The 15,097-nt window shown below is 63.2% G+C and carries 13 protein-coding genes; 3 read left to right on the plus strand and 10 right to left on the minus strand.

The window, feature by feature from the left end; translation table 11 throughout:
- A partial coding sequence (locus tag EOD15_RS13645; RefSeq protein ID WP_127408559.1) for a LysR substrate-binding domain-containing protein occupies nt 1-867 on the plus strand: 867 nt, incomplete at its 5' end.
- Between the two features lie 22 nt (nt 868-889).
- On the opposite strand, the gene EOD15_RS13650 is transcribed toward EOD15_RS13645, so the two are convergent.
- The 3 genes from EOD15_RS13650 to EOD15_RS13660 are packed head-to-tail and all read right to left on the minus strand — an operon-like array spanning nt 890 to nt 5,481.
- Entirely contained in the window at nt 890-2,041 is a 1,152-nt protein-coding gene (locus EOD15_RS13650; RefSeq protein ID WP_127320305.1) for an efflux RND transporter periplasmic adaptor subunit, read from the minus strand.
- 15 nt (nt 2,042-2,056) lie between these two features.
- Nucleotides 2,057-5,233 (minus strand): multidrug efflux RND transporter permease subunit, encoded by a 3,177-nt coding sequence (locus tag EOD15_RS13655; protein WP_127320307.1) that lies wholly within the window; start codon nt 5,231-5,233, stop codon nt 2,057-2,059.
- Nucleotides 5,227-5,481: a hypothetical protein gene (locus tag EOD15_RS13660; protein ID WP_127270242.1), complete on the minus strand. Its 255-nt coding sequence runs from the start codon at nt 5,479-5,481 to the stop codon at nt 5,227-5,229. The genes EOD15_RS13655 and EOD15_RS13660 overlap by 7 nt, the downstream gene beginning before the upstream one ends.
- 242 nt (nt 5,482-5,723) lie before the next feature.
- Between EOD15_RS13660 and EOD15_RS13665 the strand changes: the two genes are divergently transcribed.
- A complete protein-coding gene (locus EOD15_RS13665; RefSeq protein ID WP_127320309.1) occupies nt 5,724-6,314 on the plus strand; it encodes a TetR/AcrR family transcriptional regulator in 591 nt (196 codons plus the stop codon).
- Between the two features lie 362 nt (nt 6,315-6,676).
- Here the strand turns inward: EOD15_RS13665 and EOD15_RS13675 are convergent, their stop codons facing one another.
- Together EOD15_RS13675 and EOD15_RS13680 are read right to left on the minus strand one after the other, a co-directional pair.
- Nucleotides 6,677-7,561: a hypothetical protein gene (locus EOD15_RS13675; RefSeq protein WP_127408560.1), complete on the minus strand. Its 885-nt coding sequence runs from the start codon at nt 7,559-7,561 to the stop codon at nt 6,677-6,679.
- A 5-nt stretch (nt 7,562-7,566) separates the two neighbouring features.
- The gene (locus EOD15_RS13680) at nt 7,567-8,574 is read right to left on the minus strand and encodes a nucleotidyltransferase family protein (RefSeq protein WP_245463665.1); all 1,008 of its coding nucleotides are present in this window, start codon (nt 8,572-8,574) and stop codon (nt 7,567-7,569) included.
- On the opposite strand from EOD15_RS13680, the gene EOD15_RS36745 reads away from it, so the two are divergent.
- Nucleotides 8,510-9,310 (plus strand): PqqD family protein, encoded by an 801-nt coding sequence (locus EOD15_RS36745; RefSeq protein ID WP_245463666.1) that lies wholly within the window; start codon nt 8,510-8,512, stop codon nt 9,308-9,310. The genes EOD15_RS13680 and EOD15_RS36745 overlap by 65 nt on opposite strands.
- Before the next feature lie 30 nt (nt 9,311-9,340).
- Here EOD15_RS36745 and EOD15_RS13690 read toward each other — a convergent pair whose 3' ends face one another.
- The 5 genes from EOD15_RS13690 to EOD15_RS13710 form a co-directional block, all read right to left on the minus strand.
- Complete coding sequence (locus tag EOD15_RS13690; protein WP_127320319.1) at nt 9,341-10,363, minus strand: LacI family DNA-binding transcriptional regulator; 1,023 nt, start codon at nt 10,361-10,363, stop codon at nt 9,341-9,343.
- Nucleotides 10,364-10,500: 137 nt separating this feature from the next.
- Nucleotides 10,501-11,292, minus strand: coding sequence for an ATP-binding cassette domain-containing protein (locus EOD15_RS13695; RefSeq protein WP_127320321.1), 792 nt, complete (start codon nt 11,290-11,292; stop codon nt 10,501-10,503).
- 3 nt (nt 11,293-11,295) lie between these two features.
- The gene (locus tag EOD15_RS13700) at nt 11,296-12,282 is read right to left on the minus strand and encodes an ABC transporter permease (protein ID WP_127320323.1); all 987 of its coding nucleotides are present in this window, start codon (nt 12,280-12,282) and stop codon (nt 11,296-11,298) included.
- A 114-nt stretch (nt 12,283-12,396) separates the two neighbouring features.
- Nucleotides 12,397-13,332 (minus strand): substrate-binding domain-containing protein, encoded by a 936-nt coding sequence (locus tag EOD15_RS13705; RefSeq protein WP_013532868.1) that lies wholly within the window; start codon nt 13,330-13,332, stop codon nt 12,397-12,399.
- A gap of 344 nt (nt 13,333-13,676) precedes the next feature.
- Entirely contained in the window at nt 13,677-14,834 is a 1,158-nt protein-coding gene (locus EOD15_RS13710) for a fumarylacetoacetate hydrolase family protein (protein WP_127322383.1), read from the minus strand.
- Between the last annotated feature and the right edge of the window lie 263 nt (nt 14,835-15,097).

Genomic DNA, 15,097 nt, shown 5'->3' on the forward strand with positions numbered 1-15,097 from the left:
GCTCTGGCCGCCTCTGAACTCGGTGTGTCCTCTGCAGCGGTCAGCCAGCAGATACGCAATCTTGAGAACTGGTTCGGCAAGCAATTGTTCGTGCGCAGCGGCAATCGCATCGCGCTCACCGACGCCGGCCACGCCATCTATCCACAGACGGCGAAGGCGCTAGGAGACATCGCCGCCATAGGCCAGCGCATGCTGGAGGGCGGGATGCGGACGCGCCTGGTCGTCAGCGTGCCGTTCTCGCTGGCCGAACTGTGGCTGGCGCCGAGGCTGGCGGTACTTCTCGATGCCTTTCCGCAGATGGCGATCGACGTTCGGGTCGAGGACGATCCGGTCGACCTGATGCGCCAGAACATCGACCTGCGCATCAGCTATGGCGATTATCACTATCCCGGATTGAAACTCGTCCGTCTCGTCCATGACGACGTCCTGCCGGTCTGTGCGCCGGAATTCTGGCACCGGCACGGCAATGGCGATCCGAGTCTGGCGGATTTGCACGAGAGCCAGTTCATCCACACCAATTGGGGGCCGAACTATGCCTCGCACCCGACCTGGGCTGACTGGTTTGCGGCCTCCGGCGGCAGCCGCTCACCCGACCCGTCGCACGGGCGGCGCGTCGGCCTGTCCAGCCTTGCGATCGCCTCGGCAAGGCTGGGCCTGGGTATCGCGCTTGGCCAGCGGGTCATGGCGCGCGCCGATCTGGAGGCCGGTCGGCTGATTGCGCTCTCCTCCGTCTCCGTGCGCCTCGGGCATCCCTACTGTGCATTCATGCCGGTGGCCAAGGCCGACCGCGCCGATGTTGCCGGTCTGGTGGAACTGCTCAGTCGAGCGGCGCCCGCGACCTGTGGGAAGGTCGGGGCGCCGCGCTGAAGCCGGGTCCTGACGGGGGTGTTCAGGTGGCCGGCTTTTCCGGTATCGGCGATACAGGCGCTCCGGGTCCGATCTTCTGCAGATTGCCCGTGATCACCTGGTCGCCCTCGGCGACGCCGCTGAGGATGGCGACCTGACCGCCGCTCGTCGGTCCGAGCGAAACCAGCCGCTGGTCGACCGTGTTGTCCTTGCCGACGACATAGAGATATTTGCCGAGCTGGCTCGAGCCCAGCGCCGTCTGCGGCACCATCAGCGCGTCGGCCTGCTCTCTCACATGCAGCCGGACACGAACATATTGGCCGGGCAGCAGCGTGAACTTGCCGTTACCGATCGTTGCGCGCGCCGTGATCGTGCCGGTCGAGCGGTCGACCGAATTGTCGATGAAGGTAAGCTCGCCCTTCTGGCTGGCCTCGGTCTGGCCGGGGAGCAGCACCTCCACTTCGATCGGGCCGTTCGCACGGGCTTGCTCGATCTCGGCCAGATCCGTCTCGCTCGGGTTGAAGGTGACGTAGATCGGATCGAGTTGCACCAGCGTGTTGAGCACGGTGCCGGCAACGCTGACCAGCGTTCCGACCGAAGCCTGGTTGCGGCCGAGACGCCCGGCAAACGGCGCCCGGATTTCGGCGTAGCTCAGATTGAGCTCTGCCGTGCGGACCGCCGCCTGATTGACCGCCAGCGACGCCTGTGCCTCGCGCAAGGTGCTGGTGCGCTGGTCGAAGCCGTCCTTGGCGAGGTAGCCGCTCTTGGCGAGCTCGGTGCCGCGACCGAGGTTGGAGCGGGCATAGTCGAGCGTCGCCGTATCGCGCTGCACTTGCGCCTTGGCCTGGTCGAGAGCCGCCTGGAAGTCGTCAGGCGAGATCTTGTAGAGAAGATCGCCTTGCCGGACGTCGACGCCGTCAGCTGCGGTCTGCTCCTGCAGATAGCCCGGAATCCTGGCCTGCAAGGTGATGCTGCGGATCGGTTCCGTCCGCGCGGCATAGTCCAGGTAGATCGGGATCGTCTTCTTGACGACACTGACCACCGGCACAGGCATGACGAATGCCGCCGGAGCAGGCGTCGCCGCGGCCGTGCCGGCATTGAGGCTGAGGTTGCCCATGTCGAGCAGGTGGACGCTGGCCACCGAGATCGCTCCCAGTGCGACGGCCGTTCCCAACGCGATTTTCCATTTACGCATGATCAGTCTCCAATCTTATTCGGCCGCTTCCGCCAGGGGTCGCAAGGCGGGCTCAGTCGTTGGTTCATTGTCTTGAGAGGCGGGCTCGTCATTGCCGCGGCGTTCGCGCAGCTGCTCGATGACCGCGTAGAACACCGGCACGAACACCAGCGACAGGATGGTCGCCGCGACCATGCCGCCGAACACGGTGGTGCCGATCGACTGCCGGCTTGCCGCACCGGCGCCGGTCGCAAACATCAGCGGCAGCACGCCGAGGATGAAGGCGAAGGCCGTCATCAGGATCGGCCGCAGCCTGAGCCGTGCCGCCTCCATCGCCGCGTCGATGATGCTGAGGCCTTCTTCGCGCCGTCGCCTTGCGAACTCGACGATCAGGATCGCGTTCTTGGCCGCCAGGCCGATCAGCATGACGAAGCCTATCTGCGAGTAGACGTCGATCTGCATGCCACGCAGCAACAAGGCCACGAAGGCGCCGAACAGGGCCAGTGGCACCGCCAACAGCACCATGAACGGCATCGCCCAGCTCTCATACTGCATCGCCAGGATCAGGAAGACGAAGACGATGGCGAGGCCGAAGACGACGGACGCGATCGATCCTGCCTTGAGCTCCTGGAAGGTGATGCCGGTCCATTCGAAACCGAAATCCCTTGGCAGCGCAATGGCGGCGGCCCGTTCCATCGCGGCAACCGCCTGGCCCGAGGAAAAGCCGGGTGCGGCACCGCCATTGATCGAGGCCGAGGCATTGTTGTTGTAATGCGGCACGGTCTCCGGGCCGACGAAGGGCACGAGTTTGCCCAGCGTCGAGAGCGGCACCATGCCGCCGGAGGCATTGCGCACATAGAGCCGCGAAATGTCGGCGGCACCCGCACGTGCATCCTTGTCGGCCTGGATGGTCACCCGGAAGGTGCGGCCGAACAGGTTGAAGTCGTTGACGTAGAGCGAGCCGAGATAGATCTGCAGTGTGTTGAAGACATCGGGCAGATTGAGGCCGAGCAGCTTGGCCTTGCTGCGGTCGAGGTCGTAGTTGAACTGCGGCGTCGAGGTCGAGAATGGCGAGAACAGCTGCTGCGGGTTGATTTCCGGCTGCTTGCGCGCCTCGGCGATCACGGCTTGGGTCGCATCGTTGAGGGCTGAACTGCCGCGGCCGGTCAAATCCTCGACGACGAATTCGAAGCCGCCTGTGGTGCCGATACCCGGGATAGAAGGCGGATCGAAGCTCAGCGCGAAAGCTTCCGGAATCTGCATCAGCTTGCCGCGCACATCGGCGACGAGCTTCGACGCGCTCTGGTCGGGGCCGCGCTCCTCCCACGGCTTCAGGATGGCGAATTCGACCGCCGAATTCGACTGCGCCGCACTGGTCAGGAAATTCAGGCCGCTGATCGAGCCGACAATCTCGACGCCGGGCGTCGCCTGCAGGATGTCGCGCGCCTTCTGCGCCACCGCGTCGGTGCGTTCCAGCGACGCGCCGTCGGGCAACTGGATGACGACGAAGAAATAGCCCTGGTCCTCGACCGGAAGGAAGGTCGAGGGCAGGCGCTGCCAGACGAAGTAGGTAGCGACCAGTCCGGCCGCGAACAGGCCAAGCATGATCCAGCGCAAGCGGATGAGGATGCGCACGCCATTGGCATAGGCATGCGAGAGCCTGTCGAAGCCGGTGTTGAACCAGCGGAACGGGGCGAACTGCGTCTCGCCGCGATGGCGCAGGAAGGCCGCACTGAGCGCGGGACTGAGCGTCAATGAGTTGAAGGCGGAGATGCCGACGGAGATCGCCACGGTCAGCGCGAACTGGTTGTAGAGCTTGCCGGAGACGCCGGGAATGAAGGCGACCGGCACGAACACCGCCATCAGCACCGCGGTGGTGGCGATGATCGGTCCGGTGACCTCGCGCATTGCGGCCTTGGTCGCCGCAAGCGGTTTGAGCCCGGCCTCCAGCTGTCGCTCGACATTCTCAACCACGACGATGGCGTCGTCGACGACGAGGCCGATCGCCAGCACCATGCCGAGCAGGGAGAGCATGTTGAGCGAGAAGCCGAGCATCTCCATGACGACCAGCGTCGCCACCAGCGACACCGGAATGGCGATGGTCGGGATGATTGTCGTGCGCCAGCTTTGCAGGAAGATGAACACCACGGCGACGACCAGCACCAGCGCTTCGCCGAGCGTGATCAGCACGTCATGCATCGAGGCCGAGACGAAGCGGGTGGTGTCGTAGTGCATCGCATAGGAGACGCCCTTCGGGAAACGGCCCGAAAGCTCCTGCATCTTGTCCTTGACGCGCTGCTGAAGATCGAGCGCGTTGGAGCCGGGCATCTGATAGACGGCAAGCACCACGGTCGGGTCCTTGCCGAAGAAGGCCGACGACGAATATTGCAGTGCGCCGAGCTCGATGCGGGCGACGTCGCGCAGCCTGACCAGCGAGCCGGTGTCGGTGTTGGCGCGTACGACGATGTCGCCGAATTCCTTTGGATCGCTCAACCGGCCGACGGCGTTGACCTGCATCTCGAAGGCGGTGCCGGCGGGTGCCGGCGATTGGCCGATCTTGCCGGCCGCCACCTGGACATTCTGCTCGGCGATGGCGTTCTGCACATCGACCGCGGTGATGCCGAGATTGGCGAGCTTGTCGGGATCGAGCCAGACGCGCATCGAATAGCGCCGCTCGCCGAAGATCTGCACATCGCCGACGCCGGGCAGGCGCTTCAGCGGATCGACCACCTGCAGATAGGCAAGGTTGCTCAGCGCCACCGGATCGACCGAACTGTCGGGCGAAGTCAGGTTGACGATGAGGACGAAGTTCGGGTTCTGCTTCTTGATCGTCACGCCGCCCTGGTTGACGATCGCCGGCAGCGACGAGGCGGCCTGCGAGACGCGGTTCTGCACGTCGACGGCGGCGGTGCTCAGCGAATAGCCGACATCGAAGGTGATGGTGATGGTCGAGGAGCCGTCATTGGAGCTCGTCGACGACATGTAGGTCATGCCTTGCACGCCGTTGATCTGCTGCTCCAGCGGAGTCGTCACCGTATCGGCCACCACTTGCGCGCTGGCGCCTGGATAGTGGGCGCTGACCACAACCTGCGGCGGCGTGATGTCGGGAAACTGCGAGACGGGCAGCAGGAAATAACAAATCGACCCGGCGAGCACCATGATGATGGCGATCGCCGAGGCGAAGATCGGACGGTGGATGAAAAAGTTTACCACGAGACGCAAGCCTCCCCGGCTGCTCTTGCCCGCCCGAAGGCGCTGGCGACGCTGGACAGTCTTTGACCGCGCTTGTCACCGAGGTCGTCCCGCGAATGCAGCAACGGCACCTCGTTGCGCTGCGCATCGGCAAGCGAGCGCAGCATCGTCTCGAAGGCGCGCGGGTCGACGCCATCGGCTCTCATGACCAGCCGGATCATCGGATCCCGGACGGCTTCATCTATGGTAAGATCGCGGCGCTGTGGCATTGGCCGGCTCCTTGTCTGTCGATTCGCAGCACGTGCTCGCGAACCGTTTTCATCTTTTCACCGGCCGAGGCCGCATGATTGGCAGTTTCTTGTCCCTCTCGTCGGCAAGGCCAGTTCACGGCCTTGTTATTGACGGTGGACGATATAGGTGTTACCAGTAAGTAACATTCTGGAAGTTACAGACCGGTAACACCCTAGTCAAGAGGTGGCCGAGGGTTTTTTGGAAACGAAAGGAGATCATGATGACAGACGGCATCGTGGAGCGCTCTCGTCCCCGGGATCGGATCCTGGAGACGGCACGCGACATGTTCCACAAGCATGGCATCAAGGGTGTCGGCGTCGACGCCATCACCGAAGCTGCCGGCACGAACAAGATGACGCTCTATCGTCACTTCGAATCCAAGGACGAACTGATCGTCGAATGCCTGCGCGCCAATGCGGCCAAAGCGGGCGCTATGTGGGATGCGTTCGAGGCCGAATTTCCTGGTGACAAGCTTGCCCAGCTGCATGCCTGGGTTCGCAAGGCGGCTGCCATGCTCAATGCGGACGGGCGCGGCTGCGACATGGCCAACGCCGCCGCTGAGCTGACCGAGCCGGACCATCCGGCCAGGCTGGTGATCAAGGAGCTCAAGGAAGCCCAGCGCGAGCGCCTTGTGACGCTATGTCGGGATGCGGGCATCGGCCAGGCTGAACTGCTCGCCGATACGCTGTCGCTTCTGCTCGAGGGCGCGCGGGTTAGCGTGCAGACCGTGGGGTCGGAAGGTCCGAGCACGCAGTTCGTGCGCATGGCTGAAGGATTGATCGTTTCTTTCAGGGGCGCCGCCGCCGGTTGAGGTGACCTGTCGCCTGTCCATGTGCGCCATTCATCGCGTGATGACTGGGCGCGCTTTGGTGTCGCTGTGCCGCCATCCCTGTCGGCCAAACGAAAAAAGCCCGCTGCCGGGAGGAGGTGGCAGCGGGCTCGATTTTCGAATGTGGCGCGGGAGGAGGTGCACCCCATTCAGCGTCGGCATCGCATCTGGGAGGAGTAGATGGCCGACAACCAGAACCTACGAGTTGCCCAACGATTCGGCAACAAAGAAACTTGCATAGCTGCTGTGCAGATTTGCGGCAGCTACCCCGACTTGTCGTACAAATAGCGGAGATCTGTGCAAAACATCGAGATGGAAAACTTCTGCCGATGCCGCCCTGCTGCTCAAGCTCCGGCTTCCATGACCTGCAAAATTCTCGCGGCCGCCATTTTCGCCTCACCCCGCTCGGACTTGATCACAGGCGCGTTTGATACAACCCCCTCCAGCGTTGCCAGTGCACGCTCCGCGGCCCGCCGGGCCGACACGGTGTTCGCCAGCAATTCGAGGAGACCAAGGCCCGGCGACAATGTCTGCGGCTGCCACCGCGCGCCGGCCTTATATTGGCTCATGACGACAAGGCCGACAGGCAGTGGTTCCTCGCCCACGTGTCCTCCCAGGTCCTCCACTGCTACATGATGTTGGCGTGCCGTCGGACTGGCGCGCATCGAGAGTGGCTTGGCGAACGGATGGACACGGCCGGTTTCGTCAAGGACCGCGAACTCGTCCGAATAATAACTGGCCCCGGCCTTGACGAGTGCTGCGACCAGGCTGGATTTGCCGCTTTGCGTCTTGCCGGGAATGAGGATTGCACGGCCTTTCCAACCAACGACGCCGGCATGGACGAAGATGCGCGTCGGCGCGAATTCGGCGACCGACAGCTGGCTCCATGATTCAAACGCATCGAGCACGTCGTCCACCCTGTGCGAGCGGGCAGCCTGCGAATGGTCGAGATAGAGCATATTGAAAGCACGAATCCGCGATCCGGGCCTGGTGCCCCCGAGAATCATTGAAAAATACCGTTCGACGACATCGGCATCGGACGGCTCGGCGTCGCGCGGCAGCCGGGATCGTAACATTGGCAGCAAGGCCGGATCGCTGACGCGCACGCCGAGAGTGACGCCGTAGCTGGTGAAGGCAAAGCCGTCGACCCACGTCAATTTGTTGAGATTGTCCCAGCACGGCGTCAGCGCCTGGCTTGCGAGCCGCGGCAAGGTCGAGACATCAGACATGAACGCTAAACCTTGTCATTTTCCACCAATGTAGCTGCCGGACCGGCAAAGGTTCGCGCAACGCGTCCCCAGGCCGACGCAGTGAAACTCGCCAGTTGATAGGGCAGACGTGTCGACGCGTCGAACGGGCCGTCGCGATCGGCGGTCGCCCGGATCGCGCTCGGCCAGCGCTGAACAAGCTCACCTGGAAAAAGCCTCGGATCGGCGATCGCGTCGCCGAGCGGCCGCACCGCCTGTCGCGCGGCGAATGGCGCCCGCCATTCGTTGAGCACGGTCTTCGCGATCCAGCGCGGCATATCGGCGATGCGGGATGAGGTCGGGACGTGCTCAAGACGGGCGCCAAGCAGATCGCCTGCAAGCTGCAAGATGCAGGCGATCCACCGCCTTACATGCGGCTCCTCGCCAAGGCACAGATCCCAGTTGAAATCGCCGGTCGCGCTCTCCAGCATCGCCGCTATGTCGGTGAGCCACAACGGCCGCCAGCCGCCGTGGCGCAGAAAATGCAGGATGGCCAGTCGCAGATGGTCCTCCAGCGCCGGCACACGCACCGTGCCACCCGAAAGCCTGACGGGGATCGATCGCCCGTAAACGGCCGCAAGCGAAGGACAGCGATACTTCTTGAGGTCCGCATGCAGGTCGACCGTTGCAGCGAGACCTGACGACATCTCGACCTGAAAATTGTTGGGCAGGTGCACGAGGCCTTGATTGTCGTGGCGCAAGGTGCCGGAAATGTGCTTGCCGAGCAGCGCGGCGGCTTCTGCATGACGGCCGGGCGGCGCGCAAAGATCAAAATCGCCGAACGGCCGCAAATGGGGTGCGGTGTAATATCGGGCGATGGCCCAGCCCTTGAAGACCAGGGGTTCGAGCCCCGCGGCAGAAAATTCTGTGGCCAGCGCGTCGAGCGATTCGCCCTTGACCGATGCCTGGATGGCGAAATGGTGATGGGCATTGCGCAATTCGGACGCGCCTTCGGCTGCTTTCAACGCCGCATCGCGCGACATGCTGCGCCACACGAAACCCGCTGTGCCCGACCCGATCAGCAACGGCGCCAATCGCGACAACTGTTCGGCTGCAATGGCCGGCGGGGGCGGTTCCTCGCGCCATGTGCCAGCAAGAACCGTTGCCAGCAAAGCGCCGTCATGGAGGCGAGGGCTGGAGTTCTTCTGCGACACGATCATCGAAGCCGGTTCTTGGAGGGGCGCCCGCTTGCCTTTCCATGCAATGCAGGTTCTATTAGTATTACTTTATACAGGGGGAACATCCATGCAACTGCCAAAGAGCCGTACGCAGGATATCGTCGTTCGCAAGCTGACGGACGAAACGCTTGTTTATGATCGCAAAACTCTTCAGGCGAGCTGTCTGAATTCTTTGGCCGCCGAGGTCTGGGAACGTTGCGACGGAGAGACTTCGGTTGTGGCCATCGCGGCGTCGATTTCATCCGGTCGCGACGAACCTGTCGAGGAGAGTGCGGTCTGGGCCGTACTGGAGCGACTGAGCGGCTCCAACCTCCTGGAGCATCCCATTGCCGCCCCGACCTTTGTTGATGGCAGAACAAGCCGAAGGGGAGCCTTGAGGGCGATCGGTCTCGGCACGGCCGCTGCGATTCCTGCGGTGACGACTATTATGCTGCCGTCAATGGCAGAAGCAGCCTCCTGCGTTCCAAGCGGCGGACCCTGCGATCTGAACAACCCTGGCGCCTGCTGTTCACTGACCTGCGTCAATCATCAGGACGGCCCCACCTGCCAATAGCGGAAGAGGCGCAGCGGGCACTTGCCCTTGTCACTGCACCGGCACGTTCTCCTTGAAAATCAGCCGCGGTTCGATGAACTTCTTGGTCAGATAGGGCGCTGCCGACGCGATCGAGCCGAGCAGGCGGATGACCGACTGCTCCGCGATCAGCCGCGCATTCTGGTCGATGACGACATCGAGCAGGTCGTCGACGAGATGACCGCGCGTGTCCTTGGTCAGATCGTGGCAGATGAACACCGGCTTGCGGTTCGGCCTGGCCTCCCGGATCGCCTTTGCAACGCCCGAATGTCCAGCTCCGACGCAATAGATGCCAAGCAGTTCCGGCTCGTCGTGCAGCGCCTTCATGGTCTCGGTGTAGCTGGCATCGGGCTCGTCGTTGACCTCGACGGCGCTGCTGACGGTCAGATTTGGAAACTCCTCACTGAGCACCGAGCGGAAACCCATCTCGCGTTCCTCGTGGCCGCGATAGGAACGTGAGCCGACGACCATCGCCAGATGACCGGTGCGGCCGCCAAGGAAGCGTCCCATCAGCAGCGCCGCCGTTCGTCCCGCCACCCGGTTGTCGATGCCGACATAGGCCGCGCGCGGTGCCGCCGGAACATCGGACACCAGCGTCACCAAGCGCATGCCGGCATCGACGATGTCGCGCAGGATGTTGCGCGTACGCGGATGATCGACGGCGATCACGCCGACGCCATTGGCCCTGAGCGACAGGTTTTCGACAGCGCTCTGCAGCGCGTTCGGCGAGATACCGGCGAGGTTGTGGATCCGGCACGAGGCGACAAGCGGCAGGCGCGCGGCGTAGTCCTCGATATGCCCGGCGAGATCGCGCATGAAGGCATTGCTGCCGATCGGCAGCAGGAATTCAAGGTGGGCGGGCCGCGAGGGTAGCGTTACCTGATCGGCGACCGGCAGATAGCCGAGCTGCTTGGCCGCCTCCATGACGCGCTGGCGGTTGGCCGCACTCGCACCCGGCCGGTTGTTGAGCACCCGGTCGACCGTTGCGGTCGATAGCCCGCAGCTACGAGCGATATCAGAGACAGTGGCTTTCATGCCGTAATCCACAGCCCGCAGTTGCGTGCGGTATCCGAAACTGTGGCTTTCATGCTGCAATCCTGTTCGCCATGCGATGGCGCGTCAGACAAGCGATGCGATCTGAGGTGACGGGTGATTGACGCCCATCACCATTCTCAGTGCGATGGCTTGCCATCGGCGATGGCATCGCGGATCTCCTTGTCCGACATGCCGGTGATGATCCGTTCGACCTCCGCCACGCTGGTCTTCTTGGGGTCTATGTCGTCAGCAACCACCTTGCCGCGGCGCATGACGACGATGCGGTCGACCACCTGGAAGACATGGTGGATGTTGTGGGCGATGAAAATGCAGGAATGGCCGGAATCGCGGGCGCTGCGCACGAAGCTCAGCACACCCTGTGTTTCGGCGACGCCGAGATTGTTGGTCGGCTCGTCGAGAATGATCAGGTCGCTGTCGAAATGCATGGCGCGCGCGATCGCCACCGCCTGGCGCTCGCCGCCGGAGAGCGAGCCGATCGGCGTCGTCGGCGGGATGTTCTTCGAGATGCCGACCTGCTTGAGCAAGTCGCGAGCAACCGTGTTCATCGCATCCCGGTCCATCCGGTTGAGGAAGCGCGGCGGCTTGATCGGCTCGCGCCCGAGGAACAGATTGCGGGCGATCGACAGTTGCGTCACCAGCGCCGAGTCCTGGTAGATCGTCTCGATGCCGTGGGCGATGGCGTCGCTGGTGCTGCGCAGGCTCACCTTCTTGCCGCGGATGAAGATATCGCCGCTGGTCAGCGGAACGGCACCCGAGAGCACCTTGATCAGCGTCGACTTGCCCGCGCCGTTGTCGCCGAGCAAGCCGACGATCTCCCGTTCATTGACATGGAAATTGGCATCCTCCAGCGCCTGCACGCGGCCATAGGACTTGCGGATGCTCGTCATGCGGATCAGTGGCTCGGCCATGGTTCAAGTCCCCGCCTGGTGCCGGCGTTCCAGCCATGAATGCAGCGCCATCATGCCGAGGATGATGGCGCCGATGAAGATGTTGTAGGCAAGACCGGGCACGCCGATCAGCACGATGCCGTTGCGCATTACGCGCAGGATCAGGATGCCGAGCACGGTGCCGATGATCGTGCCGCGCCCGCCGGTCAGCGCGGTTCCGCCGATCACCACCATGGCGATGACTTCCAGTTCATAGCCGGTGCCGCTGTTGGGGTTGGCGGCGGAAGTGCGCAGCGAGGAGATGACGCCGGCAAGCGAGGCCATGACCGACGACAGAACGAACAGGCCGATCTTGACGCCGCTGACATTGACGCCGCGCGCCCTTGCAGCGCTCGGGTTGCCGCCGGCCGCCTGGATCCAGTTGCCGGTGCGGCTTTGCGTCAGCACATAGCCGAGCCCGATCGCCGCGGCGATGAACCAGAACAGCGACATGTAGATGCGGAACGGCCCGATGAAGAAATCGCCGACCAGCACTTCGGCCAGCCAGCTGCCTTCCGCGCTCCAGGTGCGCTGGGGAAAACCATCGGTGACGAAAAGCGCGGTACCGCGCACCACCAGCAGCATGCCGAGCGTCACCAGGAAGGATGGGATCTTGAGCTGCGTCACGAACCAGCCATTGACCAGCCCGATGAAGGCGGCGACCAGCAGCGCGGCGACAAAGCCGACCTCCAGCGAGGTCAGGCCGCTGTTGAACAGGGTCCACATCAAGACCGGCGAGAAGCCGAACAGGGAACCGACCGAGAGGTCGAACTCGCCCGATGTCATCAACAGCGTCATCGCCAGCGCGATCAGGCCGAGTTCGACCGTGAAGGCCAGCGTGTTGGAGATGTTCTGCGGCGACAGGAAGTCGTGGTTGAAACTCCAGAAAACGGCGATCTCGACGACGAGCAGCACGAAAGGGCCGAATTCCGGCCGTGCGATCAGGCGTTGGACGAGCGAATGATTTTCCACAGGCAATCCGCGACATGAGTGGAAGGCTGAGCGTTGCACATCGCGTGCGAAGGGCTCGGCGAAATGGAGAGCCAGTCGCGGCCGTTGGGCGGCCGCGACTGCTAGGATTGGATGTTACTTGCCGGACAGGATGTCGTCGTAGATTTGCGCGGTGTCTTTTTCGTAGAGCGCGCCGGTGATGACGTTGAAGCCCGGAGGAATGCCGCCGGCGGCCATATTGGCCAGCGAAAGCGCGACATAGCTGGTCGCCTGCGGGTCCTGCCACTGGCCGGCATTGACGTAGCCGTTCAGCACTTCCTGGGTGGTGTCGAGCGAGTTGCCCCAGCCGACAACCGGGATTTCGCCGGGCTTGATGCCGACTTGGTCGAACACCCGCTTGATCGAGCCGGTGACGAGATCGCCGAGGCCGATGATCGCCTTGACCTTGGCCTTGTTGGCCGTGAGGTAATCGACCATGCGATTGATCACTTCAGCCTGATCAAGCGTGGCTTCCGTGATTTCATAGGTGATGCCGAGCGGCTCGAAGACGCTCTTGATGCCTTCTTCTTCCTGCACGCCATAGGTGGCGCCGGGGATTTCGACCGGCATCCAGACGAAGTCGCCTTTCTTCACCAGGCCTTTGTCGACCAGATACTGCGCCCAATGCTTGCCGAAGGTGACATTGTCGCCGCCGACATAGGCGTTGAAGTCGGCCTTCGGATCAGGCGTGTTGAAATTGATGATCGGCACTTTCGCCGCACGCGCTTCCTTGACGATCTCGATCAGGCTGCCCGGATCGGGGCTCGTCGTGACGATACCGTCGGCCTTGGCGGAGAGGGCGGCGCGAACCGCTTCCTGCTGCGAGGCGACATCGCCATTGTGGAACGAGGTGTTGACGGTGTTGCCGGTGTCCTTGGCCCATTGCTTGGCGCCGGCCAGGAAATAGGTCCAGACCGGATCGGCCGGACCGCCGTGCGAAATCCAGTAGAACGTCTTGGCCTGTGCCGCTGCTGGTACCACCATCAGCGCCACCAACAGGCCGTATAGAACGAGTCTTAGCCGTGTCAGCATTTGATTTCCTCCCGTTTGTAGATCGTCAGTTCAAAATCCGTCCCTTGTTCCGCGTCTTTTTGCCAGCGCCGGTTGAAGGCGTCAGAGCATCCCCTTTTTCGACGGATGGCAAGCCTCCATCTGCCAAGCCTCCATCTGCAGGTGTAGTGGGCGCCTGACGGGGCGTCATCAGCGGTCCCATCAGATTGCATCAGCTGAGGTGATTTTCCGACTGTCGGATAATTGGCGTGATTGTTTAGGGTCGCGCGAACGCGGCCTGCGCCGACAAGGGTCACGCCGGCGACCATCCTACGCCCACGGGACCAGGTCCGCAGCGCTTGGCAGGGCGTCGACGACACCAGTTGCTAGATCAGATCGGCTCTGGCCAGCTCCCGCATCAGATGGCTGGCGCCATAGGTCCAGTGCGGACAGTCGGGCGAGAGCCGCACCCGGTTGACCAGCGCACCGAATTTCTCCGACGAGATGGTGACGATGTCGCCGACCTTGTGGGTAAACCCCTTGCCCTTCTCGCCGCGGTCCTTGGACGGAACGAACATGGTGCCGAGATAGAGCGCCAGCCCGTCCGGATACTGGTGGTGCGGCCCCATGGCCGCGGCGACCAGTTCCTCCGGCGAGCGGCTGATCTCGGCCATCGAGCTTGCGCCCTCCAGCGAGAACCCGTCCTCGCCTTCGACTTTCAGGCGCACGACGGCGCGCTTGACGTCATCGATGGAGAATTTGTCGTCGAACAGGCGGATGAAGGGGCCGAGCGAGGCCGAGGCATTGTTGTCCTTGGCCTTGCCGAGCAGCAGCGCCGAACGCCCTTCGACGTCGCGCAGATTGACGTCGTTGCCGATGGTCGCGCCGACGATCCTGCCGCTGGAGGCGGCGATCATGGCGATCTCGGGTTCCGGATTGTTCCAGGTCGACACCGGGTGCAGCCCGACATCGGCACCGAAGCCCACCGAGGCCATCGGCTGGCACTTGGTGAAGATCTCGGCATCGGGGCCGATGCCCACTTCCAGATATTGCGACCAGGCGCCGCGCGAAATCAGCTTGGCCTTGATCTCCATCGCTTCGGGCGAACCGGGCTTCAGCTTCGACAGGTCGTGGCCGATCAGTCCTGCGATGTCGGCGCGGATGGCATCGGCTTTTTCAGCCGAACCGCGCGCCTGTTCCTCGATCACCCGTTCCAGCAGGCTGACGACGAAGGTGACGCCCGATGCCTTGACCGCCTGCAGGTCGACCGGTGAGAGCAGGTAGGGTTTTGCTGGATCGCGCGCGGTCTCAAAACTGTTGGCGGCGATGTCATCGAGCGATCCGATCGGTCTGCCTTCGGCCGAGCGGACATGCCCAGCCGGGTCGGCCATCTCGCAAAGGTGGCGCATGGTCGGTGCCGTACGCGAGGTGATGTCGAAGACCGTGCCATCGCGCACCGCGACGACCAGCGGGTATGCGGCATCGCTGCTTCTGGCCCGTCCGACAAAAAGGCCCTCTGTGGGCAGGTGGGTCGGGTTCGTCATAGCGCTCTGTCCTCTGAGTGATCGACAATGTGGCGAAGTGATCGTCAATGTGGGTTGGCCGGATCGGCGCGGCACTTTCACCGGATTCCCGTCAAAGGTCTATCCCGTCGCGGGCGATCGGAACTCTGGGTCTCCGATCGTCTCGGCGGCAGTCCACAGACGAAAGCCAGGGCTCTTTCAAAATTGTGAAATTCTGACTAGGGTTTTCACCAATCGCAGCGCAGTCAGGTGACCTTTGGCGACAGCATTCTCCGATCCGATCT

It is taken from the genome of Mesorhizobium sp. M7A.T.Ca.US.000.02.2.1 (genome assembly GCF_003996995.1).
Lineage (GTDB): Bacteria > Pseudomonadota > Alphaproteobacteria > Rhizobiales > Rhizobiaceae > Mesorhizobium.

What these genes read in the sequence shown, in the direction of transcription:
- EOD15_RS13665 (WP_127320309.1), top strand. Translation starts at nt 5,724, where the DNA reads ATGACAGACGGCATCGTGGAGCGCTCTCGTCCCCGGGATCGGATCCTG.
- EOD15_RS13675 (WP_127408560.1), bottom strand. Translation starts at nt 7,561, where the DNA reads ATGTCTGATGTCTCGACCTTGCCGCGGCTCGCAAGCCAGGCGCTGACG.
- EOD15_RS13695 (WP_127320321.1), bottom strand. Translation starts at nt 11,292, where the DNA reads ATGGCCGAGCCACTGATCCGCATGACGAGCATCCGCAAGTCCTATGGC.
- EOD15_RS13690 (WP_127320319.1), bottom strand. Translation starts at nt 10,363, where the DNA reads ATGAAAGCCACTGTCTCTGATATCGCTCGTAGCTGCGGGCTATCGACC.
- EOD15_RS13710 (WP_127322383.1), bottom strand. Translation starts at nt 14,834, where the DNA reads ATGACGAACCCGACCCACCTGCCCACAGAGGGCCTTTTTGTCGGACGG.
- EOD15_RS13660 (WP_127270242.1), bottom strand. Translation starts at nt 5,481, where the DNA reads ATGCCACAGCGCCGCGATCTTACCATAGATGAAGCCGTCCGGGATCCG.
- EOD15_RS13705 (WP_013532868.1), bottom strand. Translation starts at nt 13,332, where the DNA reads ATGCTGACACGGCTAAGACTCGTTCTATACGGCCTGTTGGTGGCGCTG.
- EOD15_RS13650 (WP_127320305.1), bottom strand. Translation starts at nt 2,041, where the DNA reads ATGCGTAAATGGAAAATCGCGTTGGGAACGGCCGTCGCACTGGGAGCG.